The sequence below is a fragment of the Micromonospora radicis genome (assembly GCF_003583405.1).
Lineage (GTDB): Bacteria > Actinomycetota > Actinomycetes > Mycobacteriales > Micromonosporaceae > Micromonospora > Micromonospora radicis.
In genome coordinates, this window is the sequence record NZ_QXEC01000016.1 from 81,409 (window position 1) to 105,354 (window position 23,946).

Annotated in this window: 24 protein-coding genes and 1 riboswitch; of the genes, 11 read left to right on the forward strand and 13 right to left on the reverse strand. The window is 72.7% G+C overall.

The window, feature by feature from the left end:
- Positions 1-16 precede the first annotated feature (16 nt).
- Both D2L64_RS17515 and D2L64_RS17520 read left to right on the forward strand, forming a co-directional pair.
- On the forward strand, positions 17-769 hold the full coding sequence (locus D2L64_RS17515; RefSeq protein ID WP_119577885.1) for a beta-phosphoglucomutase family hydrolase: 753 nt from the start codon (positions 17-19) through the stop codon (positions 767-769).
- Positions 766-3,141 carry a glycoside hydrolase family 65 protein gene (locus tag D2L64_RS17520; protein ID WP_119577887.1) on the forward strand — a complete coding sequence of 792 codons (2,376 nt, stop codon included), beginning with the start codon at positions 766-768 and terminating at the stop codon, positions 3,139-3,141. Before D2L64_RS17515 ends, D2L64_RS17520 begins: the two co-directional genes overlap by 4 nt.
- Positions 3,142-3,169: 28 nt before the next feature.
- On the opposite strand, the gene D2L64_RS17525 is transcribed toward D2L64_RS17520, so the two are convergent.
- Positions 3,170-3,349 (reverse strand): hypothetical protein, encoded by a 180-nt coding sequence (locus D2L64_RS17525; protein WP_119578017.1) that lies wholly within the window; start codon positions 3,347-3,349, stop codon positions 3,170-3,172.
- A gap of 180 nt (positions 3,350-3,529) precedes the next feature.
- Here D2L64_RS17525 and D2L64_RS17530 point away from each other — a divergent pair, with 180 nt between their 5' ends.
- Complete coding sequence (locus D2L64_RS17530; protein WP_119577889.1) at positions 3,530-4,198, forward strand: dienelactone hydrolase family protein; 669 nt, start codon at positions 3,530-3,532, stop codon at positions 4,196-4,198.
- Between the two features lie 173 nt (positions 4,199-4,371).
- On the opposite strand, the gene D2L64_RS17535 is transcribed toward D2L64_RS17530, so the two are convergent.
- The 4 genes from D2L64_RS17535 to D2L64_RS17550 all read right to left on the reverse strand — a co-directional run bounded on the left by D2L64_RS17535 (position 4,372) and on the right by D2L64_RS17550 (position 7,513).
- On the reverse strand, positions 4,372-5,565 hold the full coding sequence (locus D2L64_RS17535; RefSeq protein ID WP_119577891.1) for an AI-2E family transporter: 1,194 nt from the start codon (positions 5,563-5,565) through the stop codon (positions 4,372-4,374).
- A 100-nt stretch (positions 5,566-5,665) separates the two neighbouring features.
- Positions 5,666-6,469: a hypothetical protein gene (locus D2L64_RS17540; protein ID WP_233559004.1), complete on the reverse strand. Its 804-nt coding sequence runs from the start codon at positions 6,467-6,469 to the stop codon at positions 5,666-5,668.
- A gap of 217 nt (positions 6,470-6,686) precedes the next feature.
- Positions 6,687-7,073 (reverse strand): hypothetical protein, encoded by a 387-nt coding sequence (locus D2L64_RS17545; protein WP_119577895.1) that lies wholly within the window; start codon positions 7,071-7,073, stop codon positions 6,687-6,689.
- A gap of 107 nt (positions 7,074-7,180) precedes the next feature.
- A complete protein-coding gene (locus tag D2L64_RS17550; protein WP_119577897.1) occupies positions 7,181-7,513 on the reverse strand; it encodes a helix-turn-helix transcriptional regulator in 333 nt (110 codons plus the stop codon).
- A gap of 204 nt (positions 7,514-7,717) precedes the next feature.
- On the opposite strand from D2L64_RS17550, the gene D2L64_RS17555 reads away from it, so the two are divergent.
- Complete coding sequence (locus D2L64_RS17555) at positions 7,718-8,416, forward strand: carbonic anhydrase (RefSeq protein ID WP_119577899.1); 699 nt, start codon at positions 7,718-7,720, stop codon at positions 8,414-8,416.
- A gap of 102 nt (positions 8,417-8,518) precedes the next feature.
- Here the strand turns inward: D2L64_RS17555 and D2L64_RS17560 are convergent, their stop codons facing one another.
- The 3 genes from D2L64_RS17560 to D2L64_RS17570 all read right to left on the reverse strand — a co-directional run bounded on the left by D2L64_RS17560 (position 8,519) and on the right by D2L64_RS17570 (position 11,853).
- Positions 8,519-9,538: a coiled-coil domain-containing protein gene (locus tag D2L64_RS17560; protein ID WP_119577901.1), complete on the reverse strand. Its 1,020-nt coding sequence runs from the start codon at positions 9,536-9,538 to the stop codon at positions 8,519-8,521.
- A 4-nt stretch (positions 9,539-9,542) separates the two neighbouring features.
- Positions 9,543-9,673, reverse strand: a riboswitch (cyclic di-AMP (ydaO/yuaA leader).
- A gap of 166 nt (positions 9,674-9,839) precedes the next feature.
- A complete protein-coding gene (locus D2L64_RS17565; RefSeq protein ID WP_119577903.1) occupies positions 9,840-11,216 on the reverse strand; it encodes a YibE/F family protein in 1,377 nt (458 codons plus the stop codon).
- 340 nt (positions 11,217-11,556) lie between these two features.
- On the reverse strand, positions 11,557-11,853 hold the full coding sequence (locus D2L64_RS17570) for a metal-sensitive transcriptional regulator (protein WP_119578019.1): 297 nt from the start codon (positions 11,851-11,853) through the stop codon (positions 11,557-11,559).
- A gap of 112 nt (positions 11,854-11,965) precedes the next feature.
- Between D2L64_RS17570 and D2L64_RS17575 the strand changes: the two genes are divergently transcribed.
- From D2L64_RS17575 to D2L64_RS17590, 4 genes are all read left to right on the forward strand, one after another.
- The gene (locus D2L64_RS17575; protein WP_119577905.1) at positions 11,966-12,175 is read left to right on the forward strand and encodes a heavy-metal-associated domain-containing protein; all 210 of its coding nucleotides are present in this window, start codon (positions 11,966-11,968) and stop codon (positions 12,173-12,175) included.
- Positions 12,176-12,232: 57 nt separating this feature from the next.
- Positions 12,233-13,225, forward strand: coding sequence for a hypothetical protein (locus D2L64_RS17580; RefSeq protein WP_119577907.1), 993 nt, complete (start codon positions 12,233-12,235; stop codon positions 13,223-13,225).
- Positions 13,226-13,236: 11 nt separating this feature from the next.
- Positions 13,237-15,483 (forward strand): heavy metal translocating P-type ATPase, encoded by a 2,247-nt coding sequence (locus D2L64_RS17585; RefSeq protein WP_119577909.1) that lies wholly within the window; start codon positions 13,237-13,239, stop codon positions 15,481-15,483.
- Between the two features lie 74 nt (positions 15,484-15,557).
- A complete protein-coding gene (locus D2L64_RS17590; RefSeq protein WP_119577911.1) occupies positions 15,558-15,731 on the forward strand; it encodes a CsbD family protein in 174 nt (57 codons plus the stop codon).
- A gap of 57 nt (positions 15,732-15,788) precedes the next feature.
- Here D2L64_RS17590 and D2L64_RS17595 read toward each other — a convergent pair whose 3' ends face one another.
- Together D2L64_RS17595 and D2L64_RS17600 are read right to left on the reverse strand one after the other, a co-directional pair.
- Positions 15,789-16,748, reverse strand: a complete 960-nt coding sequence (locus D2L64_RS17595) for a sensor histidine kinase (RefSeq protein ID WP_119577913.1) — start codon at positions 16,746-16,748, stop codon at positions 15,789-15,791.
- Positions 16,745-17,569: an MEDS domain-containing protein gene (locus D2L64_RS17600; protein ID WP_119577914.1), complete on the reverse strand. Its 825-nt coding sequence runs from the start codon at positions 17,567-17,569 to the stop codon at positions 16,745-16,747. The genes D2L64_RS17595 and D2L64_RS17600 overlap by 4 nt, the downstream gene beginning before the upstream one ends.
- Before the next feature lie 126 nt (positions 17,570-17,695).
- On the opposite strand from D2L64_RS17600, the gene D2L64_RS17605 reads away from it, so the two are divergent.
- Positions 17,696-18,268 (forward strand): sigma-70 family RNA polymerase sigma factor, encoded by a 573-nt coding sequence (locus D2L64_RS17605; RefSeq protein WP_119577916.1) that lies wholly within the window; start codon positions 17,696-17,698, stop codon positions 18,266-18,268.
- A gap of 215 nt (positions 18,269-18,483) precedes the next feature.
- Here the strand turns inward: D2L64_RS17605 and D2L64_RS17610 are convergent, their stop codons facing one another.
- The 3 genes from D2L64_RS17610 to D2L64_RS17620 form a co-directional block, all read right to left on the reverse strand.
- Positions 18,484-19,242, reverse strand: a complete 759-nt coding sequence (locus tag D2L64_RS17610) for a zf-HC2 domain-containing protein (protein WP_119577918.1) — start codon at positions 19,240-19,242, stop codon at positions 18,484-18,486.
- A 171-nt stretch (positions 19,243-19,413) separates the two neighbouring features.
- Positions 19,414-21,210, reverse strand: a complete 1,797-nt coding sequence (locus D2L64_RS17615) for a glycoside hydrolase family 15 protein (protein WP_119577920.1) — start codon at positions 21,208-21,210, stop codon at positions 19,414-19,416.
- Positions 21,207-22,163 carry a TIGR03885 family FMN-dependent LLM class oxidoreductase gene (locus D2L64_RS17620; RefSeq protein WP_119577921.1) on the reverse strand — a complete coding sequence of 319 codons (957 nt, stop codon included), beginning with the start codon at positions 22,161-22,163 and terminating at the stop codon, positions 21,207-21,209. Before D2L64_RS17620 ends, D2L64_RS17615 begins: the two co-directional genes overlap by 4 nt.
- A 163-nt stretch (positions 22,164-22,326) precedes the next feature.
- Here D2L64_RS17620 and D2L64_RS17625 point away from each other — a divergent pair, with 163 nt between their 5' ends.
- Together D2L64_RS17625 and D2L64_RS17630 are read left to right on the forward strand one after the other, a co-directional pair.
- The gene (locus D2L64_RS17625) at positions 22,327-23,544 is read left to right on the forward strand and encodes a D-arabinono-1,4-lactone oxidase (RefSeq protein ID WP_119577923.1); all 1,218 of its coding nucleotides are present in this window, start codon (positions 22,327-22,329) and stop codon (positions 23,542-23,544) included.
- A complete protein-coding gene (locus D2L64_RS17630; protein WP_199714590.1) occupies positions 23,544-23,921 on the forward strand; it encodes a sensory rhodopsin transducer in 378 nt (125 codons plus the stop codon). Before D2L64_RS17625 ends, D2L64_RS17630 begins: the two co-directional genes overlap by 1 nt.
- Positions 23,922-23,946 lie beyond the last annotated feature (25 nt).

The window sequence follows — 23,946 nt, forward strand, 5'->3', positions numbered from 1 at the left end:
TGGATAGATTGGTACGGTGCTCGGCCTGCCTGATCATGTGACCGCATGTCTCTTCGACCTCGACGGTGTGCTGACGCAGACCGCCCGGGTGCACAACGCCGCCTGGACCGAAACCTTCGACGACTTTCTGCGCCGGCACGCCGACGCCGCCGGTGAGCCGTACCGGCCGTTCGATCCGGGGCCGGACTACCACCGCTACGTCGACGGGCGGCCCCGGCTCGACGGCGTCCGCAACTTCCTCGCCTCGCGGGGCATCAGCCTGCCCGAGGGCACACCGGACGATCCGCCGGGCGCGCAGACCGTGCACGGCCTCGGCAACCAGAAGAACTCCCTGGTGCTGGAGCGCATCCGCAGCATCGGCGTGGACGTGTACCCCGGCTCGGTGGCGTACCTGAAGGCGGTGGCCGAGGCGGGCCTGCGTCGCGCGGTCGTCACGGCCAGCGCCAACGGCCGGGAGGTGATCGCCGCCGCCGGTCTGGAACCGTTGCTGGAGGCGCGGGTCGACGGGCTGACCGCGCGCGCCGAGGGGTTGCGGGGCAAGCCACACCCGGACACCTTCCTCGCCGGGGCGAAACTGCTCGGCGTCGAGCCGAAACAGGCGGCCGTCTTCGAGGACGCGCTGGCCGGGGTGGCCGCCGGCCGGGCCGGCGGATTCGGGTACGTGATCGGGGTGGACCGGGCCGGCCAGGCCGACGAGTTGCGCGCCAACGGCGCCGACCTGGTGGTCACCGATCTGGCCGACCTGCTCGACGAGGGACGGCCCGAGTGATCCGGGAACGGGCGTACCCGGTCGAGCCGTGGCACGTCCGGGAGACCCGCCTCGACATGGACGTGCTCGCCCAGTCCGAATCGGTCTTCGCCCTCTCCAACGGGCACGTCGGCCTGCGCGGCAACCTGGACGAGGGCGAGCCGCACGGTCTGCCCGGCACCTACCTCAACTCGTTCTACGAACTGCGTCCCCTGCCGTACGCGGAGGCCGGCTTCGGCTTCCCCGAGTCCGGCCAGACCATCGTCAACGTGACCAACGGCAAGCTGATCCGGCTACTCGTCGACGACGAACCGCTCGACGTGCGCTACGGCGACGTGATCGCCCACGAACGGGTGCTCGACCTGCGTGCCGGCACCCTGCACCGGTCCCTGCACTGGCGCTCACCGGCCGGCCGTGAGGTCCGGATGAACAGCACCCGGCTGGTGTCGTTCCGGCAACGTTCGGTGGCCGCCATCCAGTACGAGGTGGAGGTGGCCGACGGCAAGCCGCTGCGCCTGATCATCCAGTCGGAGCTGGTGGCGAACGAGACGCTGCCGCCGCAGAGCCGTGACCCCCGGGTCGCCGCCGTGCTGGAATCGCCGCTACAGGCGGAGGAGGAGTTGACCACCGACAACGGTGGGCTGCTGATCCACCGCACCAAGGTCTCCGGGCTGCGGGTGGCCGCGGCGATGGAACACGAGGTCGAGTCGGCGGCCCGGACCAGCATCGAGTCCGAGGGCTACGAGGACTGGGTGCGCACCACCGTCGGCTGTGTGCTGGAACCGGGCCAGAAGCTGCGGGTGGTGAAGTACCTGACGTACGGCTGGTCCAGTCGCCGTTCGCTGCCCGCGCTGCGCGACCAGGTCGGGGCCGCCCTGGCCGCGGCCCGACTCGACGGGTGGGACGGGCTGGTCCGCGAACAGCGGGAGTACCTGGACGAGTTCTGGGACGCCGCCGACGTGGAGGTCGACGGCGACCCGGAGGTGCAGCAGGCGGTCCGGTTCGGACTGTTCCACGTGCTGCAGGCCGGCGCCCGCGCCGAACGCCGACCGATCTCCGCGAAGGGGCTGACCGGCCCGGGGTACGACGGGCACGCCTTCTGGGACACCGAGATGTTCGTGCTGCCGGTGCTGACGTACACCCACCCGGCGGCCGTACGCGACGCCCTGTACTGGCGGTTCTCCACCCTCGACCAGGCGCAGGAGCGGGCCCGGACGCTGAACCTGGCCGGTGCCGCCTTCCCGTGGCGGACCATCGAGGGGCCCGAGTCGTCGGGTTACTGGCCTGCGGGCACCGCGGCGTTCCACGTCGCCGCCGGCATCGCCGACGCGCTGCGGCGCTACGTGCTGGTCAGCGGCGACCGGCAGTTGGAGCAGGAGATCGGCCTGCCGCTGCTGGTGGAGACCGCCCGCCTGTGGCGTTCGCTCGGCCACCACGACCGCAACGGCCAGTTCCACATCGACGGAGTCACCGGTCCCGACGAGTACACCGCGGTCAAGAACGACAACGTGTACACCAACCTGATGGCGCAGCGGAACCTGCTCGCCGGTGCGGACGTGGTGAACCGGTACCGCAACGAGGCGTTCCACCTCGGCGTCACCGACGAGGAGGCGGCCGCCTGGCGGGACGCCGCCCTGGCCATGCACCTGCCGTACGACGAGGAGATCGACGTACACCAGCAGGTGGAGGGCTTCACCCGCTTGCAGGAGTGGGACTTCGCGCACACCCCGCAGGACAAGTACCCGCTGCTGCTGCACTACCCGTACTTCGACCTGTACCGCAAGCAGGTGGTCAAGCAGGCGGACCTGGTGCTGGCGATGCACTGGCGGGGTGACGCGTTCACGCCCGAGGAGAAGCTGCGCAACTTCCTCTACTACGAGCGGCGTACCGTCCGGGACTCGTCGCTGTCGGCGTGCACGCAGGCGGTGCTGGCGGCCGAGGTGGGCTACCACGAGCTGGCGCACAGTTATCTGCGCGAGGCGGCGCTGATGGATCTGCACGACCTGAACGAGAACACCCGCGACGGCGTGCACATGGCGTCGCTGGCCGGCGCCTGGATCGCCCTGGTGGCCGGGTTCGGTGGACTACGCGACCACGACGGGGTGCCGTCGTTCGCGCCGCGGCTGGCGAGTCGGATCGGTCGGCTGGCCTTCTCGATCCAGTGGTGCGGGATGCGGCTGCGGGTGGACGTACGACCGCACGAGACGACGTACGGCCTGCACCACGCGGCCCCCGACGCGTCGATGGAGGTACGGCACTTCGGCGAGCCGGTACGGGTCACCCCGGCCGAACCGGTGCGCGTACCGAATCCGCCGATGCCCGAGGGCCTGCCCCCGCCGGAACAGGCACCCGGGCGCGCCCCGCTGCTGCGCCTGCCCGAGCACCTGCCCTGACCCGACCGGCGCAGGGCACCCGCCGGTGTCAGATCGGCTCGCCCTGCGAGGGGCGGCCGGTGGCGTCGTGGGGGGTACGGGCCCGAGGGTCGTCGGCCGAACGCGCCTGGGCCGCCTCGTCCGCCCAGTCCCGGCCCTGCCGGGTGTCCTGCTTCCGCTGCTCGCGCTCGGCGGCCTGGTCTACGGGCTCACGGTGGTGATGCGGCATCACGGTCCTCGCGATCTGGTCGCCGACGCCGATGGCGCCGGTGGCGTCTGCGGTCCCCCGACGGCTACCCGACGCCACCGACGGCAAACGCGGCGTGGGGTCGGCTCGACCGGGTAACCGCAGGCGTGCGGCCGGTCCACCGCAGACGCCGGACCGGCCGGTCGTGACCGGGAGGACGAGATGGACGTTCAGGGCAGTGAGGTGACGATCCCCGCGGGTTCGGCCAACCTGTCGGCGGACCTGCTGGTGCCGACCGAACCGGCGGGCGTGGTGCTGTTCGCCCACGGCAGCGGCAGTTCCCGGCACAGCCCACGTAACACGGCGGTGGCCCGAACGCTCACCGACGGCGGCCTCGGCTGCGTCCTGGTCGACCTGCTCACCCCGGCCGAGGACGAGGTGGACGCGGTCACCGCGGAGCTGCGTTTCGACATCGGCCTGCTGGCCGGTCGACTGGCCGGAATCGTGGACTGGCTGGCCGCCGAGCGACCCTTCGGCACCGCCCGGCTCGGTCTCTTCGGCGCCAGTACGGGTGCCGCCGCCGCACTGGTCGCCGCCGCGCAACGGCCGGACCAGGTGTCCGCAGTGGTCTCTCGGGGTGGCCGCCCCGACCTGGCCGGTACCGCCCTGGGGCAGGTCCGCGCACCCACCCTGCTGTTGGTCGGCGGCCTCGACGAGCAGGTCATCTCCCTCAACCAGCATGCGCTGGACCAGCTGTCGGCCCCGGCCGACCTGCGGGTGATCCCCGGCGCGAGCCACCTCTTCGAGGAGCCCGGCACCCTCGACCAGGTCGCCGCGGCGGCGGCCGCCTGGTTCCACGACCACCTGCACCCCCAACCCGCCCCAGCCTGACCTGCCGGCACCGGCCCGGTCGGTGCCGCCCCGGCCGTGCGCGGTCGTGGCTCGGCCGCCCGCCTTCGGCTCGGTCGTGGCTCGGCCGCCCGCTGTCGGGTCGCCCGGGTAGGGAGTGGGTCCGTGGGCCTCGGCGCGCGGAGTCCGGGCGGAGTCCGTGCGGAATGTGGCGGTCAGGCTGGTTCGGGGTGTGGTCCGGACGGTCGGTGAGGGGGGTGGTCCGACGCGGGCGGTGGGTCCGGCGAGGGTGCCGGTGGGTCGGTCGGCGGGTCGGCGGCCTGGCGCTGGCGGTGCACGCTGTCGATGATCCGCCAGGCGACGGCGGCGATCGGGACCGCGACGAAGGCGCCGGCGATCCCGGCGATGAGGGTACCGGCGGTCACCGCGAGCAGGATCACCACCGGATGCAGCCGTACCTGGCGCTTCATCACCAGCGGCTCCAGCAGGTTCCCTTCGATCTGCTGGACGGCGATCACGGCGGCCAGGGTGAGCAGCGCCGTGGTGGGGCCGTCGGCGGCCAGCGCGACCAGCACCGCGACCGCACCGGCTACGGTGGCACCGACGATCGGCACGAATCCGCCGATGAACGTGATCAACGCCAGCGGGAACGCCAGCGGTACGCCGAGCAGGACCAGCGCCAGGCCGATGCCGACCGCGTCGATGCCCGCGATCAGCATGGTGCCCCGACTGTACGAGCCGAGGGTGCGCCAGCCGACCCGGCCCGCCTCGGCGGCGACCTCCCGGTTCGGTCCGGCCATCCGGTCCAGCGTCCAGTGCCACATCCCCCGGCCGTCCTTCAGCAGGAAGAACAGCAACACCAGGGCGAGCAGGGCGGAGCCGAGGACCTCGGCGACGGTCCGGGCGCTGGCGACCGGGTCGACCTCCTGGTCGGTGACCGCTTGGCGCAGCTGGGCGAGCAGACCGTCGAGCTGTTCGTCGGTGACGGGCAGGGTGGCGGTGATGAGATCGCGGGTACGCCCCAGACCCTGTTGCAGCTCGTCGCCCAGCTCGCTGAACTGGTTGGCGGTCAGGTTCCACACCAGCACCCCGACGCCGCCCAGCACGCCGAGCAGCAGCAGCACGGTGAGCAGGGCGGCCAGTGCGGCGGGCAGCCGTAGCCGCCGCAGCGCCAGCTGCACCGGGTCGAGCAGCGCGGCGAGGAAGAAGGTGGCGGCCAGTGCGATGGCCAGCGGCGTGACCAGCAGGGTGACCCGCGCCAGCAGGTAGAGCCCGGCGGCGATCACCACCAGGCAGGCACTCCACACCACGGCGGAGCGGACCAGCCAGGGCAGGGCCGCCCAGGTCTGTCGCGGTCCGGCTGCCCGGACCGCCTTCTCGGGCGTACGCCCGCCACCGCCTGCGACCACGTCGGTCCTCCTCGTGTCCGGCGTGGTCGTACCCGCCCGCCGTCGGTCCGACACCGAGGGTGGGCAGGTTTGGCCGGGTCCGGCGGTGCGCCGGGTGCGGTCAGTACGCGGCGACCGGGGCCCGACCGACCGCCGGAGTCGCGATCTCTCGGGTCTGTTCGACGCCGGTCTGCTCGACCGCACCGAGCGCGGTCAGCGGAAGTATCGAATCGTGCTGCTCGGCGGCGGGCAGCAGTGCGGAGATCGTCTCCTCCCGCAGGCTGCGGGCTGCGGCGGCAGCCACCTCGGCGGCCTGCCAGGCTTCCTGCTCCCGCTGCCGGGCCGCCCGCTGCCGCGCGAAGAGGTGGTCGCGTACCGCTCGGCGCAACACCAACTCCTGCTCGACCGGATGCAGCCGGGGATCCCACCCACGGTGGGCGAAGACGTCGCTGAGTTGCTCCACCGACAGCTCCCGCCGCCAGTACGCGTCCAGTGCCGCCCGGTGCAGCCAGCGTTCCCGGTCGGCGTACTCGGCCGGGGTGCGTGGGGTCTGCGGCAGTGGCATGCCGGCGGCGCCGGACAACCGGCGGACGTCCGCCTCCGCCGCCTCGTATGCCTGCCAGGCCTGCTCGGCCTCGTCCTGCGCGGCGAGCCATTCCTCGCGTCGGCGGTGCGATGTCGCCTCGGCCCGGTCGGCGGCCACCGTCACCTCCTCGGCCCAGCGGTCCTGGTCCCGCTGCTGGTCGGCCTGTTCCGGTCGACTCGGCATGGCGGCTTCGCGGATCCGGGCACCGGCGTCGAAGCGGAACCGGCGGGGGTGCAGCAGGAGACCGGTGACGGCGAGCGTCACGACGCCCAGCAGGCTCAACCAGATCGCGGCGGCCCGGGGCACGTCGAGCAGGACAGCGGAGAGAGCGGTTCGCATCATCAGCACCTCGTGGTCGGATGAGGGTCGTCGAATGTGCTGGTCGGTGAGGCGGATCTGGTCCGGCGTGCGGGTGGACCGGTGCGCGCGGCGGGCCGGGATTCACGGTGGCGACGCGGGTCGTCCGGTGCGAGGGCGCGATCCCGGCGTCGATCACCGCGAGGGTGCGCGGCGCTGGCCGGTCATGGCCGCCGGTGGGTCGGGAAGCCCGCCTCGGTCAGCCGGTGGGCGGACCGCGCCGGGTCGCCCCACCCTCGGCGGCGGCAGGACGTACGCGGTCGGGTCGGGCGGCGACCGCGACGACCGGGGGCACGGCGGCGAGGCGCTCGGCTCGGTCCGGTTCCGGCGTGGGGGCGAGCGCCCTTGCCGGCTGGGTCGGCGACTGCTCCGCCGTCCGGACGGAATCGACCGGTCGAGCCGTGACCAGGTTGGCGACCGGCCGGGCCGGCAGCGCGGTGACGTCGGGTCGGGCCGGCTGACCGGTCGCGGCGACACCGCCGAGACCGACCGCCAGTACGAGAGCCGCCAGCGCCAGACGGGTCAGATCCCGCAGCGCGCACAGCGTTGCCGGCCACAGTGGACGGGCGAACGCGAGGGACGGCACGTACCAAACCTATCGGCCCCGGCGCCGGATCGCAGCGCCACGGGGGCACCGCGATGGTGAAGCGCGCCACGCCGTGCTCTGGCTCGGCCGGGGATCTCGGCGCAGGTCTACGGGGTCGGGCCGGTCGCCGGATCCTCTGTGAACAGCGCCAGCAGGTCACCGACCTGGCGGTCGGCCTCGGCGGGGTGGCGGAACCGACCGGCGGGGTTGAGGGTGTACTCGTTGCGTCGTCCGACCCGGGTGCGGTGCAGGTACCCGCCCGCCTCCAGGTCCGCGACGATGGCCTGGGCGGCCCGCTCGGTCACCCCCACCTCGTCGGCGACCTCGCGTAGCCGAGCGGTGGGGTTACGGGCGATGGCGAGCAGCACGTGTGCGTGGTTCGTGAGGAAAGTCCAGCTCCGGGTGCTCTCCCGCCCGCCTGTCGTTGCCATGCCCGCCATCGTATGACCTGCCCTCGGGTTCACCGGTCTGCGCCGTCCGGTCGTGGACGTGCACTGTCCGGCAACGCAAGCGTCCTCGGATACATGAAATGCATATCACGCATTGCTTGACGTGGCTTGTACTGCGTGTGACCGTGATGTCGACCCGGGACCAGCGTCGGCCGGGGTGACCAGGCATTACGCCGAGAAACGAGGTGACGCCGGATGAGTCGACCTGGATCGATCGGCAGGCAGCCGGGGCCGGATCGGGAACTGCTCACTGCGGACCTGCCGGGTGCCCCGCAGTTGGCGCTGGCCGAGCTGACGGCCGGCAACCAGCGGTTCGTCAGCGACACCCTTCGGCATCCCAACCAGAACGCCGGCCGCCGCGCCGCCGTCGCCGCCGAGCAGCATCCGTTCGCGGTGATCGTGGGCTGCTCCGACTCGCGGTTGGCGGCCGAGATCATCTTCGACCGTGGACTGGGCGACCTCTTCGTGGTCCGCACCGCTGGACACACCGTCGGCCCCGAGGTGCTGGGCAGCGTGGAGTACGCGGTCGCGGTGCTGCGTACGCCGCTGGTGGTGGTGCTGGGGCACGACTCGTGCGGCGCCGTACAGGCGGCCCGGGCCGCGTTGGCCACCGGCACCTCGCCGTCGGGTCACCTGCGCGCGGTGGTCGACGCCGTGGTGCCCAGCCTGCGCCGAGCGGAAGCTGCCGGGGTGGACGAGTTGGACCAGATCGTCGACATCCACATCGCGCAGACGGTGGAGACGATGCTCGCCTCCTCCGCGACGCTCGCCGCCGAGGTCACCGCCGGCCGCTGCGCGGTGGTCGGCATGTCGTACCGGCTGGCCGCCGGTGAGGTGCGGGCGGTCGCCGCGGAACCGGCCGAGCTGACCTCGACGGTCGCGCCCGCGGCCTGACCCGGCGGCGGGCGGGGCCGTCGGCCCAGGCGGGTCGCACCCGAACGGCGAGGGCCGTTCCGCCACCGGCGGAACGGCCCTCGGAGTCTGCGCCGCAGGTGCTCAGAACAGCGATACGTGTACGTGGTCCGTGTGGTTCGACGGGCCACTGTAGGAACGCCACTCGTTGCTGGTCAGGAACCAGATCTGCCGGTTCCAGATCACGTAGTAGACGCCCAGCCGGTCGGCGTTGCGGACCAGGAAGGCCGCCAGGTCGTTGCCGTACTTCCGGGTGTCGTCGTTGTGCCACGGGGCGAAGCCGCTGTTCTGCAACGACCAGTCACACGCCCGGCCCTTGGGGTGTTCGAACTTGTCGCCGGGGCGGAAGCAGCCGACGAACCGGTTGAAGCCGGCCCGCTTGACCTCCTTGTACATGTGCAGCGTCCGGGGCGTGATGCAGCCCGACGTGGTCGGGTCGTTCTGGCTGCACGACTCGGGCTTCCAACTGCCGTCGGCCGCCCGGTTGGGGGCGACCCGGGCGACCGGAGAGGTCGCGGCCACCAGACCACCGGTCAGGGCGGTGCCGCCGACCAGCCGGAGCGACTTCTCCGCCTCGCTCTTCTTGCGGGCCATGTCGTTGGTCAGCTTCTGCTGCTCGCGTACCTCGGCGTCGAGCGCGAGCTTGGCCGTTTCGGCGCGCAGCTTGACCGCGTTGACCTCGCCCAGCTTCTTGCCGTTGACCAGGTTCAACTCGTCCAGCGCGGCCGCCCGGTCGATGAACGAGTCAGGGGCGTTGCTCTGCAACAGCATCGCGATCGCGCCCACCCGACCGGTCCGGTACGACTGCGTCGCGATCTCGGCGACCTGCGGCGCGAGCGCGTCCAGGTCGGCCTGGGCGCGGCGGACCTCCAACGCGAGGGCGAGCTGCTTCTTCTTGGACTTCTCCAGGTTCGCCTTGGCCTTGCTGAAGTCCCGGGCGGTCGCCTCGATCAGGTCGCCGAGAATCGGCGGGTCGTCGTGATCCGCCGGCTTGGGTGGTTTCGGCGCGGCCGTGGCGGGTGCCGCCAGAGGTCCGGCGAACACTGCGAACGCGGCGAACACGGCCACCACGGGTGTCAACCAGCGGCGTAGGGGTGCCGTCACTGTCTTCCCTTCCATCGACCGCCGACCGGGTTAGCTGACGGGTTCGGGACGGAAGTGGCCCCTACCGCGGTTGCGGATTCACCCCAGGTACCTGGTTCCCCGGCTCGCCTGACGGCGATTGGGCGGTGGCACCGCAGGCGCCGCTGCGCGCCTTCGGCGGTGACCGGCTGTGAGGTTACCCGACAGTCCATCCGGGCATCTACGTCCCGAACCCGACTAGATGTGTCATTTAGTAATCGCGGTGGGTGACCGACGCCACCTCTGCCGGCCATTGTCACGGCGGCGGTCACGTTGAGGAGTGTCACCATCTGGTGTCCGTGCTCCTGTCCGGGTCGGGCCACCCCGAGGAGGTGGCGGGGGACGTGTCGCGGGTGCGCGGTGTGCTGAGGGCCTGGAGCGCCTCGGCCCGGTCCGTCGCCGGCCGGGGGGAACTGGGGCCGGCGCTGTCCGGGCCGGTGGGGTCGGGCCGGTCGGCCGGTTCGCCCTCGGCGCCGCGGCGTCGACCGGCGGTGGTGACCAGCGTGGCCAGGGCGGTGGTCAGCGGTACGGCGGCGATCAGCCCGAGCGTGGCGACCACGCTGCGGACGATCTCCTGGGCCAGGAACTCGCTGGTCACGATCTGACCCAGCGCGCGGGAGTCGGCGGTGAGCAGGAGCAGCAGGGGCAGCGACGCGCCGGCGTACGCGAGCACGATGGTGTTCACCACCGAGGCGATGTGTGCGCGTCCCACCCGGGTCGCCGAGCGGTACAGCTCCAGGCGGGAGAAGTTCCGGTTGGCGTGGGCCAGTTCGGTGACCGCCGCGGCCTGGGTGACCGTGACGTCGTCGAGTACGCCCAGGGAGCCGATGATGATGCCGGCCAGCAGCAGGCCGTGCAGGTCCACGTCGGCCCGGAACATGGACAGGGTGGTGGCGTCCTCGCTGCCGAACCCGGTCAGGTGGGTGGCACTGGTCGCGGCCAGGCCGAGCAGCCCGGTGAGTACCAGGGCGCCGAGGGTGCCGAGGACGGCGACCGAGGTCTGTGCGGAGATGCCGTGCGTCAGGTACAGCACCACGAACATGATCAACGCGGCGCCGACGATGGCGACGACCAGCGGCGGCTGTCCGGCGCTGATCCCGGGCAGCACGAAGGTCAGCAGGATGGCGAAGCTGGCCGCCAGGCCGGCCAGCGCGGCCAGGCCGCGGAGTCGTCCGAAGGCGACGATGGCCGCGGCGAAGAGCACCGCGAGCCAGATCAGCGGCTTGCCGCGTTGGTGTTCGGCGATGTTGTACGCGCTGATCGACGGATCCTCGGGATCGGTCAGCGAAACCAGGACCACCTCGTCGTCCACGCTGACCCGGGGTGCGCCCGGCCCGGCCGGGATCGGGGTGGCGACCTCCTGGCCGGCGTCCGGTCCGTCCTGTACGCGCACGGAGACGACACCGCACGGACCCGCCGCGGTCGTCGGGGTGCCCTCCGGGACCAGCGGGTTGGGCGGGCAGGGTTCGGTCACCACCCGGGTGACCGTGCCGTGGTATCGGGGTGTGTCGTCGGCCGCCTCCGGGCGCGGTGCGTCCCGGGGCCACAGCACCAGGGCGGCCACCAGCGTGGCGAGGAAGAGGGGGAGCACCGTCACGATGAGGATCCGCCGCACCCGGGGCGGGGTGGGCGGAGCGGAACGGGTGTGGTCGGCGCCCATCCAATAGTCTCCCAACGATTTCCAGACCGGAGTACGTGCCCGCGAGCGAGTCGGTTCAGTGCCGTCGTACGACCGTTGCGGTGGGCGGCCGGGGTGGCCGGAAAGTGCCGGATCGGCCGCGTACGGTGAGGGCTGGGTCGACTCCGGCCGGGCGCCGGGAAGCGGCGGCGGTGGGCACCCGTCGGCGGGCGCGGGCCGGTTGGCGCGTATGTCGGCAGGCCATCGTGTGCGAATGGTAGCCAGCCCGGCCTCGGAACGCAGGTCGCGGGGGCTCGTCGGCGGTTCGCGGGGGCGGCACCCGGCCGGGGCGTCCGGCCCCGGGTGCTCGGGGCGGGCTGGCTCAGCCCCGCTTCATCAGGCGGCCGACGGCGGCCATCATCTCGGTGGCCATCTCGTCGGCGCGGCCCTCGGCGGCGCCTTCGTGCATGCAGTGCCGGGCGTGTCCGTCGAGCAACCCGAGGGCGACCTTGTCCAGGGCCGCCTGGATGGCGGAGATCTGGGTGAGCACGTCGATGCAGTACCGGTCGGCGTCGACCATCTTCTCGACGCCCCGCACCTGGCCCTCGACCCGACGCAACCGGGCGAGCAGTTGGTCCTTGCTGGCGGTGTAGCCGCGGATCGGCGCAGGCGTGGTCATGGCCACGAGGATAGCCTACCCCTGGGGGGTATGCTACGGTCGGCGGAGATACCCCCTGCGGGTATTGCCGACGTGCCGGCCCGCCCCGGGCCGCCCGGAGAGGAGAGCTTCCATGGTCACCACGACGTACCAGGTGCAGGGCATGACGTGCGGGCACTGCGTCAACTCGGTCAGCGCCGAGGTCGGTGCGCTCCCGGGCGTCGACGACGTCCAGGTCGACCTGGCTGCCGGCCAGGTGACCGTCACCAGCGTGCAGCCGCTCGACGCGAACGCGGTACGCGCGGCCGTGGACGAGGCCGGCTACGAGCTGGTCGGTGCCTGAGGCGACCGGCGGCGCGACCCGGAGGGCGACGATGAACCGCGAGCCCGGAGGGCGACGATGAACACAGCGACGAAGCTCGGCGGCTTCGCCCTCGGCCTCGCGGCGGTGTTCGGCGCGGCGTACGGGGTGGGCCAGGTGACCGGCCCCGTCACCACCGTCGTCGCCGACGAACATCCGGGGACCGTCGGCCACGCCCCCGCGGTGCCCGGACCGGAAGCGGACGGCTCCGGACACCACCCGGACGACCCCGGGACCGACGCGCCGGACCCGGCCGGACGGCAGCCCGGCGGCCTGCTGGTCGCCGACCGCGGCTACACCCTGGTGCCGGTCGACGCGCCGCCGGGCGAGTTCGCCTTCCGGATCACCGGGCCCGACGGGCAATCGGTCACCGGGTACGACGTCAGCCACGACAAGCGGATGCACCTGATCGTCGCCCGCCGCGACCTCTCCGGATTCCGGCACGTGCACCCGGAACTGGCCGCCGACGGCACCTGGCGGGTCGCGTCACCGCTGGACTCGCCCGGCGTGTGGCGGGCGTTCGCCGACTTCACCCCCACCGGTGCCGAGCCGCTGACCCTCGGCGTCGACGTCACCGTCCCCGGCCAGCTGACCGAACGACCGCTGCCCGCCCCGGCGAGCAGCAGCACGGTCGACGGCTACACCGTCGAACTCGCGGGTACGCCGCAACCCGGCCGGGCCTCGACGCTGACGCTGACCGTCCGCCGCGACGGCGTACCGGTCACCGACCTCGATCCCTACCTCGGCGCGTACGGGCACCTGGTGGCGTTGCGTCGGGGCGACCTCGGGTACCTGCACGTGCACCCCGAGGGGGTACCGGGCGACGGGCGGACCGCTGCCGGCCCCCGGGTGAGCTTCACCACCGAGTTCCCCTCCGCCGGGGCATACCGGCTCTACCTCGACTTCAGCCACGGTGGGAAGGTGCGCACCGCCGAGTTCACCGTGCACCTCGGCGACCCGGGCAGCATCCCCGCGCCGGAAGCCGCCGGGCCCGACGACGGGCACGGCACGCCCGGACACGGGCACGACTGACGGGACCAGCGATGACCACGAGCCGACCGTTGCCCACCGCGACGAACCTGATCGAGCTGTCGATCGGCGGCATGACCTGCGCCTCCTGCGCCGCCCGGATCGAGAAGAAACTCAACCGGATGGACGGCGTGCAGGCCACCGTGAACTACGCCACCGAGAAGGCCACCGTGTCGTACGACGCGTCGGTCACCCCGGACGACCTGATCGCCACGGTGGAGAAGACCGGCTACCGGGCGACGCTGCCGCCGCCGCCCACCGAGCCGGCCGCCCCCGCCGAACCCGTCGACGAACTGCGCAGCCTGCGTACCCGGCTCTGGGTCTCGGTGCTGCTGGCCGTGCCGGTGATCGGGCTGGCCATGGTGCCGGCCTGGCAGTTCACCTACTGGCAGTGGCTGTCGCTGACGCTGGCCGCCCCGGTGGTGGTCTACGGCGGGCTGCCGTTCCACCGGGCCGCCCTGGTCAACCTGCGCCACGGCGCCGCGACCATGGACACCCTGGTCTCGGTGGGCACCCTGGCCGCCTTCGGCTGGTCGATCTGGGCACTCTTCCTCGGCACCGCCGGTGCGCCGGGGATGACCCACCCGTTCAGCATCGACATCAGCCGCACCGACGGGGCCGGCAACATCTACCTCGAAGCGGCGGCCGGGGTGACCGCGTTCATCCTCGCCGGGCGGTACTTCGAGGCCCGTGCGAAGCGCACCGCCGGAGCCGCCCTGCGAGCCCTGCTCGAGCTGGGCGCCAAGGACGTCGCGGTGCTCCGCGCCGGGGTGGAGATCCGGATCCCGGTGGAGCAGCTCGCGGTGGGGGACCGGTTCGTGGTCCGGCCCGGCGAGAAGATCGCCACCGACGGGACGGTGCACGAGGGTTCCTCGGCGGTGGACGCCAGCCTGGTCACCGGTGAGTCGGTGCCGGTCGAGGTGGGTGCGGGCGACGCCGTCATCGGCGGCTGCGTCAACGTCGGCGGTCGGCTGGTGGTCACCGCCACCCGGGTCGGCGCCGACACCCAACTGGCCCAGATGGCCCGGCTGGTCGAGCAGGCGCAGACCGGCAAGGCCGCCGCCCAGCGGCTCGCCGACCGCATCTCGGGGGTCTTCGTACCGATCGTCATCGCGCTGGCCGTCGGCACGCTCGGCTGGTGGCTCGGCTCCGGCGCCGGACCGACCGCCGCCTTCACCGCCGCGGTGGCCGTACTGATCATCGCCTGCCCGTGCGCCCTCGGCCTGGCCACCCCGACCGCGTTGCTGGTCGGCACCGGGCGCGGCGCCCAACTCGGCGTCCTGATCAAGGGGCCCGAGGCCCTGGAGTCCACCCGACGGGTGGACACCGTCGTGCTGGACAAGACCGGCACCGTCACCACCGGCCGGATGACCCTGCTCGACGTCCAACCCGGCGCGGGCGAGCAGCGTGCCGAGGTGCTGCGGCGGGCCGCCGCGCTGGAGGCCGGCTCCGAGCACCCGGTCGCCCGGGCGGTGGTGGCCGCCGCCGCCGAACTGGGCGAGCTGCCACCGGTCACCGGCTTCGGCAACGCCGCTGGGCTGGGCGTGACCGGCACGGTGGACGGCCACGAGGTACTGCTCGGCCGCCCCCGGCTGCTGCGCGACCGGGGACTCGTCGTACCGGACGACCTGGCGCGGGCGGCGACCGACGCGGAGGCCGCGGGTCGCACGGCCGTGCTGGTCGGCTGGGACGGCCGGGCCCGGGGCATGCTCGCGGTGGCCGACCAGGTCAAGCCGACCAGCCGGGAGGCGGTACGCCGGCTCCGCGCGCTGGGCCTGACCCCGGTCCTGCTCACCGGCGACAACGCCACCGTCGCCGCGGCGGTGGCCGCCGAGGTGGGCATCGACGAGGTGATCGCGGAGGTGCTGCCGGCGGAGAAGGTCGAGGTCGTCTCCCGGCTACAGGCCGACGGGCGGGCGGTGGCGATGGTCGGCGACGGGGTGAACGACGCCGCCGCGCTCGCCCAGGCCGACCTCGGACTGGCCATGGGCACCGGCACGGACGTGGCGATCGAGGCGTCCGACCTGACCCTGGTCCGGGACGACCTGCTGGCCGCCGTGGACGCCATCCGGCTCGCCCGCCGCACCCTCGGCACGATCAAGGGCAACCTGTTCTGGGCGTTCGCGTACAACGTGGCGGCGCTGCCACTGGCCGCGGCCGGGCTACTCAACCCGATGATCGCCGGCGCGGCGATGGCCTTCTCCTCGGTCTTCGTGGTGGCCAACAGTCTCCGACTCCGCCGGTTCCGCCCGGTTTCCTGAACCCGGAATGGTTTGCCCGTGCGCGGCTGGGTACCTAATCGACGTACCCGCGTAACGAACCCCGGGAGGCTGACATGGGTGTCGAGGACAAGTTCAATAACAGCACCGAGAACACCACCGGCAAGGTCAAGGAGGGCGTCGGCCGCGCTACCGACAACGAACGGTTGGAGGCCGAGGGCCGCGCCGACCAGACCCGCGCCAACTTCAAGCAGGCCGGTGAGAAGATCAAGGACGCGTTCCGGAGCTGACCTCCGCAGCACTCGAACCGCCGGGCCGGCCCTCGCCGCCCGGCGGTTCGTCCGTGTTCAGCCCGGCGGCCGGCCGGCGGTGAGCCGCAGGGTGAAGCCCTCGGCGTCGCGGCGCTGGGTGACGTGGTTGCAGGACTGGTGGGTGATCCACAGACCCAGCCCGCCGGGTTTGCCGTCAGCCGCCAGCAGTAGACCGGCGTACGGATCCGCCGGCCCACGCCCCCCGTCGCGGACGGTGGCCACGACGCGCTCCGGCGCCGCCCACAGCCGCAGCCGCACCGGTGGGCAGCCGTGCCGTAGCGCGTTGGTCACGGTCTCGCTGACCGCGACCACGAAGTCGTCGAGGTCGTCCTCCGACAGCCGACCTCCCTGGCCCACCCGGTGCACCGCCGCCCGCGCCTGGGCGGCGGTCGGGTCGGTCAGCTCGACCAGCGGTGGGTCCGCCTGGATCGGGTCGGCCGGCATCGGGGGATTCCGGCGCAGGAAGGACTCCGGGCCGAGGTAACCGCGACTGGGCACGTGCCGTCCGTCGGGCCGGGCGAAGCACGGATGGGTGGCGCCGACGTCCGCCAGCGCCGCGGCCGGCGTGATCCGGGTGTCGTACGCGCACATGCTCCACAACGGCCAGTCGTCGTACGCGCGGTTGATCGCCGCCTCGTACCGTGCCCACCAGTCCCAGGTCGACCCGAGCCCGACCCGGGGTACCTCCCCGATGATCCGGATCTGGGTCGCCCCGCCCGCCACCAGGTCGGCGAGGAGCTGGCGGTACATCCGTACGGCGGCGGTCGGCCGGGCGTAGACGTCACCGCCGGTCAGGAACTCGATACCGTGCCCGGCCGGCAACGCGGAGCGGACCAGGCCGGCGGTACGTTCGCCGAACGCCACGAAGGTCGGTTCACCCGCCGCCACCCCGCCGAGCAGGAACGGCACGGTGACGGCGAGCAACTCGTCGTCGGAGGCGTAGCAGAGGGCCTCGTGGAAGTAGCCGGATCGTCCGGCGGCCGGACCCGTTCTCACCGGGTCACCTCCACGTTCAGGGCGGGCAGGTCCAGCAGGGCGGCGAGCCGGGCGGTGCCGGCGCGGCAGCCCCGCAGCACCAGCCGCGCGTCGCGCTGCTGGGCGTGTTCACTCAGGTGGATCAGCGTACGGTGGTCGAGAAAGCGTAGGTCGCTCGCGTCCAGCACCAACTCGCCGTCGACGGGCTGTAGCTCCGTCCGGTCCAGGGCGATGCGGAACAGTTCGTGGTTGGCGGGGTCGAGTTCACCGACGAGCGTGGCGTGACCGGCGTCGGCGGCCGTCGCGTACAACCCGAACCGCAGGCCGGCGACGTTGTGTCCCGGATGCAGGCAGGCCAGCTCGGCGACCGCCTGGTCACCCAGTGCCGGCCGGTGGTATCCGCACATGGCCCGGAATGCCTCGCTGCGCATCATCCGGTTGATCCGCTGCTCGTAGCGGGCGAACGCGTCCCGCTGCGGTGCCGTGCGGACCAGATCGGTGCAGCTGGCGGCGACCCGTAGTCCGCTGTAGCCGGCGGCGAGGGCCCGGCGCGTGGCCGCCCGGTACACCGCCACCTGGCCGGCGGGATCGATCACCGTGCCGGTGGTGTACGCCGCGTCGAGGGCACGGACCTCGGCGGCACCGGACAGCAGTGCCTGGGCGAAGAGGTCGACACCGCGCAGCCGCTCCCGGACCGGCTCGGCCGGGCCGGCGACGACGTACCAGACCCGCTCACCGGCGGCCAGACCCGCGCGCAGGAACTCCTCCGCGCCGGCCGCGAAACCGGCGGGGTCGTCGTACGCCCGGCACACATGCCCGTACGGTCCGGGCCGGTCGCTCACGTTGTGCGCCTCATCGTCGCAGTCTACGGCGCTGCCCCGGGCCGCCCGGGAACGTGGCGACGTCGATGTCGGAACGACGCGGGAACCAATCCGGGTCGGCGGCCGACCAATACGTCGATGACAGCGGTGACCGACGACATCACCCGGTACGCGTTCGACGCGGGCCGGGGAGATCAGGCTGCCGCCGCGGCGTTCGTCCGCGCGACCCAGCACGACGTACGGCGGTTCCTGGCCCACCTGCCCGGTGTGCGTGAGGTCGACGACCTGGTCCAGGAGACATACCTGCGGGCCTGGCGCTCGTTGCCGTCGTTCGCCGGCCGGTCCACCGCCCGCACCTGGCTGCTCTCCATCGCCCGCCGGGTCGCCGTCGACCAGGTGCGGGCCGCCACCGTCCGACCCCGCACCGCGAACCTCGCCGACTGGCAGACCGCCGCCGAGGCCACCCCCGCCGGGGTACGCGCCGGAGTCGACGAGGAGGTGGCGTTGCTCGGGCTGCTCGACGGCCTCGCCCCGGACCGTCGGGAGGCGTTCGTGAGCACCCAACTACTCGGCCTGTCGTACGCCGAAGCCGCCCAGGTGTGCGACGTCCCGGTCGGCACCATCAGGTCCCGGGTCGCCCGGGCCCGGGAGGACCTGGTCGCGGCGATGCGACCGTCGCTCACCGACCGTCGCGGCGGTCGCCCCGGCGCAGCCGGCTGACTCCGCTTGCCGGCTGACTCCGCTTCCCGGCTGACTCCGCTTCCCGGCCTGGCCGACCCTCCGGCCCACTTCGGTACAGGGCGCGCGGTCGGGTGGCTCCGGCAGCCGCGCAAGCGCCGAGTAGGGGGAGGCAGAGCCGCAGAGTGGGCAGAGCGGCAGAGCGGGCAGGGGTGTGGGCAGTGCGGGCAGGGGTGAGCAGGGCGGTGGACGGGTGCTCAGGCGGCGCGGCTGGTGGTGGCTTCGCGGGCCTGGGCCGAGTAGGGCGGCAGCAGGCGTAGGGTCGCGGGCTCGTCGGTCTCGTCGAGCCGTAGCCGCCACCGGGACCGTTCCGGGCGGTGCCGGTCGATCGGGTCGTCGGGCTGCCGCAGGCTACGGGCCAGCAGCAGGGTGATCAAGTAGCCGACCACCAGGAAACCGTGGCTGACCAGGCGTTCCACGGCTACCTGGGAGGCGACGAGGTCGTTGACCGACAGTAGGACGAGGGTCGCCACGAAGGCACTGAGCATCGGCAGCAACCCGGAGGGGCGGGTGCGGCGCAGTGCGACGAAGAGGAAACCGGCCCCGACCGCGACGTTCCAGGCGGCCGACTCGTGCCACAGGTGCTGGCCGGAATCATGCAGGTGCTGGGCCACCTCGGCCCGCCCGATCTGGGCCAGGCCGAGTACCAACTGCACCGCGCCGAGCAGGCCGAGCGCGGAGCGCAGCCCGGTGACCGCGGTGATCCGCTGGGGCAGCGACGCGAGCCGACGTCGGCGGCGGGGTGGCGGGGCCGCGGCGAGGATGGCATCGGTCAGGTCGGGCAGCCCGGTCACCACCTGGGTACGGGATCGCCGGGTCACCGTCGCCGCCGAGTCCAGCCAGCCGCGGCAGCCCGCGCAGGCATCCAGATGACGACCGACCGACCGTTCCTCGTCCGGCGTCGCCTCGCCATCCAACTGGGCCGAAAGAATCTCCCGCCACCGCTCGCACCCCATGTACCGATAGTCGCTTCCCAGCCCAACCTGGTTCCCGGCAGGTGACCGACACCCCGTGCGGTGACCGACACCCCCGTGCGGTGACCGACACCCCGCGCCTGTGACCGACACCCCGCGCCCGTGACCGACACACCCCGCGCCCGTGACCGGCACCCCGCCGGGCCAGCCGGGCTAGAGGCCGCCGCGGGCGGCCCAGGCGTGGAGGGCCTCCCGATCGCCCGCGTCGTCCAGGTTCAGTGCCGCCTCGATCAGCGCGAGGTGGGTGAAGGCCTGCGGATAGTTGCCCAGCGCGGTGCCGTAGGCGGCGAGCTGTTCGGCGTACAGGCCGAGCGGTCCGGCGTACCCGACGAGCTGGTCGAAGACCTTCCGGGCCTCGTCCCGCCGGCCGCCCAGCACCAGCGCCGACACCAGCTCGAACGAGCAGAGCAGGAAGGCACCCTCCTTGCCGGGTAGCCCGTCGTCGGCCCGGTACCGCTGCAGCAGGCCGGGGCCGATCTCCAGTTCCTGGCGCAGCCGGTCGATGGTGGCGAGCATCCGTGGGTCGTCGCCGGGCAGGAAACCGACCAACGGGATGCGCAGCAGCGAGGCGTCCAGCTCGGTCGACCCGTACGTCATCACGAAGCTGCCGACCTGCGGGTCGAAGCCGCGTTCCAGGACCTCGGCGTGCACCGCGTCGCGGGCCGTGCGCCACCGCTCGACCTCGGCCGTCCGGTCGTCGAGCAGCTCCGCCAGCCGGACCCCCCGGTCCAGACAGACCCAGGTCATCACCTTCGCGTTGACATAGTGCTGGCGTGGTCCGCGGATCTCCCAGATGCCGTGGTCCGGCTCGTGCCACCGGTCGGCCATCACGTCCACGTGCTTGCGCAGCAACGCCCACTGGTCGTCGGTCAGGTCGCCGGTGAGTTCCTGGTACACCAGCGCGGCGTCCAGCACGTGCCCGTACGTGTCGAACTGCACCTGTTCGGCGGCCTCGTTGCCGATCCGTACCGGCCGGGAACCGGCGTACCCCTCCAGGTGGTCCAGCTCCTCCTCGTCGGCGGTGCCGCCGAGGATGTCGACAAGTGGGGTGAGCAGGTCACCGGTGCAGACGGAGAGCAGGAAGTGCAGGTACCGCCGGCCCTCCTCGGCGTGACCGAGCCGGAACAGGGCGAGCAGCAGCAGCGCCGCGTCGCGGTGCCAGGCGTACCGGTAGTCCCAGTTGCGGACCCCGCCGATCTCCTCCGGCAGGCTGGTGGTGGGCGCGGCGATCAACGCGCCGGTCTCGTCGAAGGCGAGCCCGCGCAGCACCAGCGCGCTGTGCCGGACAGCGTCGGCGCCGAAGCCGGTGTAGTCGCTGCGCGCCGACCACTCCTGCCAGGTCCGGCAGGTACGCGCCAGCAACTCGTCCGGGTCGACGGCGTCGGCGTCGTCGTCGTAGCCGACCAGCAGTGCCACCGTCGTACCGGCGGCCAGCTCGGCCTCGAAGCGCAGCTGTGCGCCGGTCATCTCACCGGGCAGGTCGGAGCCGATCCACAGGTCGGTGCCGGTGGCCCGCCACCGCCCGCCCGCCTGCTCCCAGGCGACCTCCCGGGCGCCGTACCCGACCCGGGGCACCACCCGGGCGGACAGCCGGATCGTGCCCTGTTCGACCGTCACCCGGCGGACCAGGATCTTGTCCGCGCGCAACGGCTGGGCCTCGTCGCCGGGCGCCACCGCCAGGAAGTCGTGGACGACCGCCGTGCCGCCCGGGGTCACCCACCGGCTCTCCAGGACCAGGGTGTCCGGCAGGTACCGGCGGGCCGGTCGGCCACCACCCGCGACGGACAGTTCGAGGAACCCGCCGACGCGACGATCCAGCAGGCGGGCGAAGACCGCGTCGCCGGCGAAGTGCGGCACGCAGAACCACTCGACCGCGCCGTCGTCGGCGACCAGCGCGGCCGTGTGGGTGTCGGAGAGGAAGGCGTACGAGTCGATCGGGGGATAGTTCATCGCAGCTCCGGTAGGACGTGGGTACTGAAGGTGTCGAGGAAGGCGTCCTGGTCCCGGCCGACCTGGTGCAGGTAGCACTCGTCCACGCCCAGTTCGGCGTACTCGTGCAGCCACTGGGCGTGCCGGCCCGGATCGCTGGAGATCAGGACGTGTTCGCGCATGTCCTCGGGGCGTACGTGGGCGGTGGCCACGGCCAGGTCGTCCGGCAGGGCGAGATCCCAACCGGCGTCGCTGCCCAGGATCGCGGTACGCCACTGCTCGTGTGCCTGCCGCAGCGCGGCCGGTTCGTCGGCTGCCCAGGACACGTGTACCTGCAACAGCACCGGGCCACCGCCGCCCGCGCCCCGGTACGCCTCGATCACCTCCCGGACCTTCGGCACGGGCTGGTTGACGGTGATCAGGCCGTCGGCCCAGGAGGCCGCCCAGCCTGCGGTGGCCGGGGTGACGGCTGCCGCGTACACCGGTGGTGGCTCGACCGGGCGGGTCCACAGCACGGCCCGGTCGACGGTGACCAGCCCACGGTGGCTGACGCACTCACCGGCGAAGAGCGCCCGGATCACCTCGACGCATTCGCGGAGCCGGGTGTTGCGCTCCGGTTTGCTCGGCCAGCGTTCCCCGGTGACGTGTTCGTTGAGCGCCTGCCCGCTCCCCACGGCCAGCCAGAATCGGCCGGGGAACATCTCCGCCAGGGTCGCGGCGGCCTGCGCGACGAGCGCCGGGTGGTACCGCTGTCCGGGCGCGTTCACCACCCCGAACGGCAGATCGGTACGGGCCAGCGCGGCGCCCAACCAGGACCAGGCGAAACCCGACTCGCCCTGCTCGGGGCCGAACGGGGCGAAGTGGTCCGAGCACATGGCTCGGTCGAAGCCGGCCTGCTCCGCCGCCACCGCCAACCGCAGCAGTTCACTCGGGCGGAACTGTTCGTGCGAGGCGTGGAAGCCGTACGCCGGCACCGTGGGTCTCCCGTCGTCGGCTGCGCTGGTGGCGGTCCGGCCGGGCGATCCTTGCGCCTACCGCCAGATCGGACAGGTACCCGCACAACCGGTCGAGAAACGTGTACCCGGTCGGACCGGGGGTAAGCGCCGGCCTCGCGTGTCGGGGAGAGGAGGGGGCCGGATGTCCCGTCCGTTCGTGAACTGGTCCGGCAGCGTCTCCTTCACCCCGGCCGGGTTCGCCGAGCCCGCCGACGAGGACGAGGTGCGGCAGTTGATCCTGCGGGCCCGCGAGTCCGGCGGCACCCTGCGCCCGGTCGGTTCCGGGCACTCGTCGAGCCCGCTGGTACGTACCGACGACACGCTGGTCAGCCTGGACCGGATGGCCGGAGTGATCGACCGGGCCGGTGAGCTGGCCACCGTCTGGGGCGGTACCCGACTCAAGGCGCTCGGTGAGGGGCTCTACGACGCCGGCCTGGCGATGGACAACCTCGGCGACGTCGACTACCAGTCGATCGCCGGGGCCACCGCGACCGGTACGCACGGCACCGGCCTCGGCTTCGGCAACCTGTCCACGCAGGTGGCCGGGGTACGGCTGGTCACCGGCACCGGCGAGACGCTGGAGATCTCGGCCGAGCGCAACGCCGAACTGCTGCCCGCCGCCCGGCTCTCGCTCGGCGTACTGGGGGTGGTCACCCAGCTCACCCTCGACGTGCAGCCCCGCTACGAGCTACGCCGCCGCTCCTGGTGCGCGCCGGTCGACTGGACCCTGGACCACCTGGCCGAGCTGCAGCACAACAACCGCAACATGGACTTCTACTGGTATCCGCGCAGCGACCTGACCCAGGTCCGGACCATGAACCGGGCGGACGCGGAGCAGCAGGGCCAGATGTGGGCGACCCGGCAGATGCTGGAGTCCAGCCCGTCGGGTGAGCTTCGGGAGATCGAGGTCGGGCCGACCCACCGGACCATCCCGCAGAACCGGGAACTGCGCTTCGAGGAGATCGAGTACATGCTTCCCTCGGAGGCGTTCCCGGCCTGCTTCGCCGAGGTGCGGCGACGGATCCTGAACCGGCACCGCCGTACGGTGGGCTGGCGGGTGCTGGTCCGTACCATCGCCGGGGACGACATCTGGCTGAGCAACGCGTACGGCCGGCCCACCACCACCATCGCCTGCCTGCAGAACACCTCCCTGCCGTACGAGGAGTACTTCCGCGACATGGAGTCGGTCTTCCGGCACTACGGCGGCCGGCCGCACTGGGGCAAGAAGCACTGGTTGACGGCCCGCGAACTGCGGCCGCTGCTGCCCCGCTGGGACGACTTCCAGGCCGCCCGGCGTCGCCTCGACCCGGACGGGGTGTTCCTCACCCCCGACCTGGCCCGGCTGTTGGGGGAGGCGTGATGACGCAGTTGGGGGCACGGGTGTGGGTGGTGCCGGGCGGGCGCATCCCGTTCGGCGCGGCCAGCCCGGAACCGGAGTACACCAGCTTCGACCAGCTGTGCGTGCTCAACGCCACGGACGCCGCGGCCGACCTGACGGTGGACTTCTACTACGAGGACAGCGACCCGGTCGGGCCGTACCGCCTCGTGGTCGGTGCCCGACGGATCCGGCACGTACGGGTCAACGACCTGATCGACCCGGAGGCGGTCCGCCTCGACCGCCCGTACGGCTGCGTGCTGCGCTCCCCGGTGCCGGTGGTGGTGCAGTTCCTGCGCCAGGACACCCGGCGGCCGGGCATGGTGGCGCTCGCCGGTGCGATGGCCTACCCCGCCGAGTAGCACCCGACCCACCGGGTACCCCGCG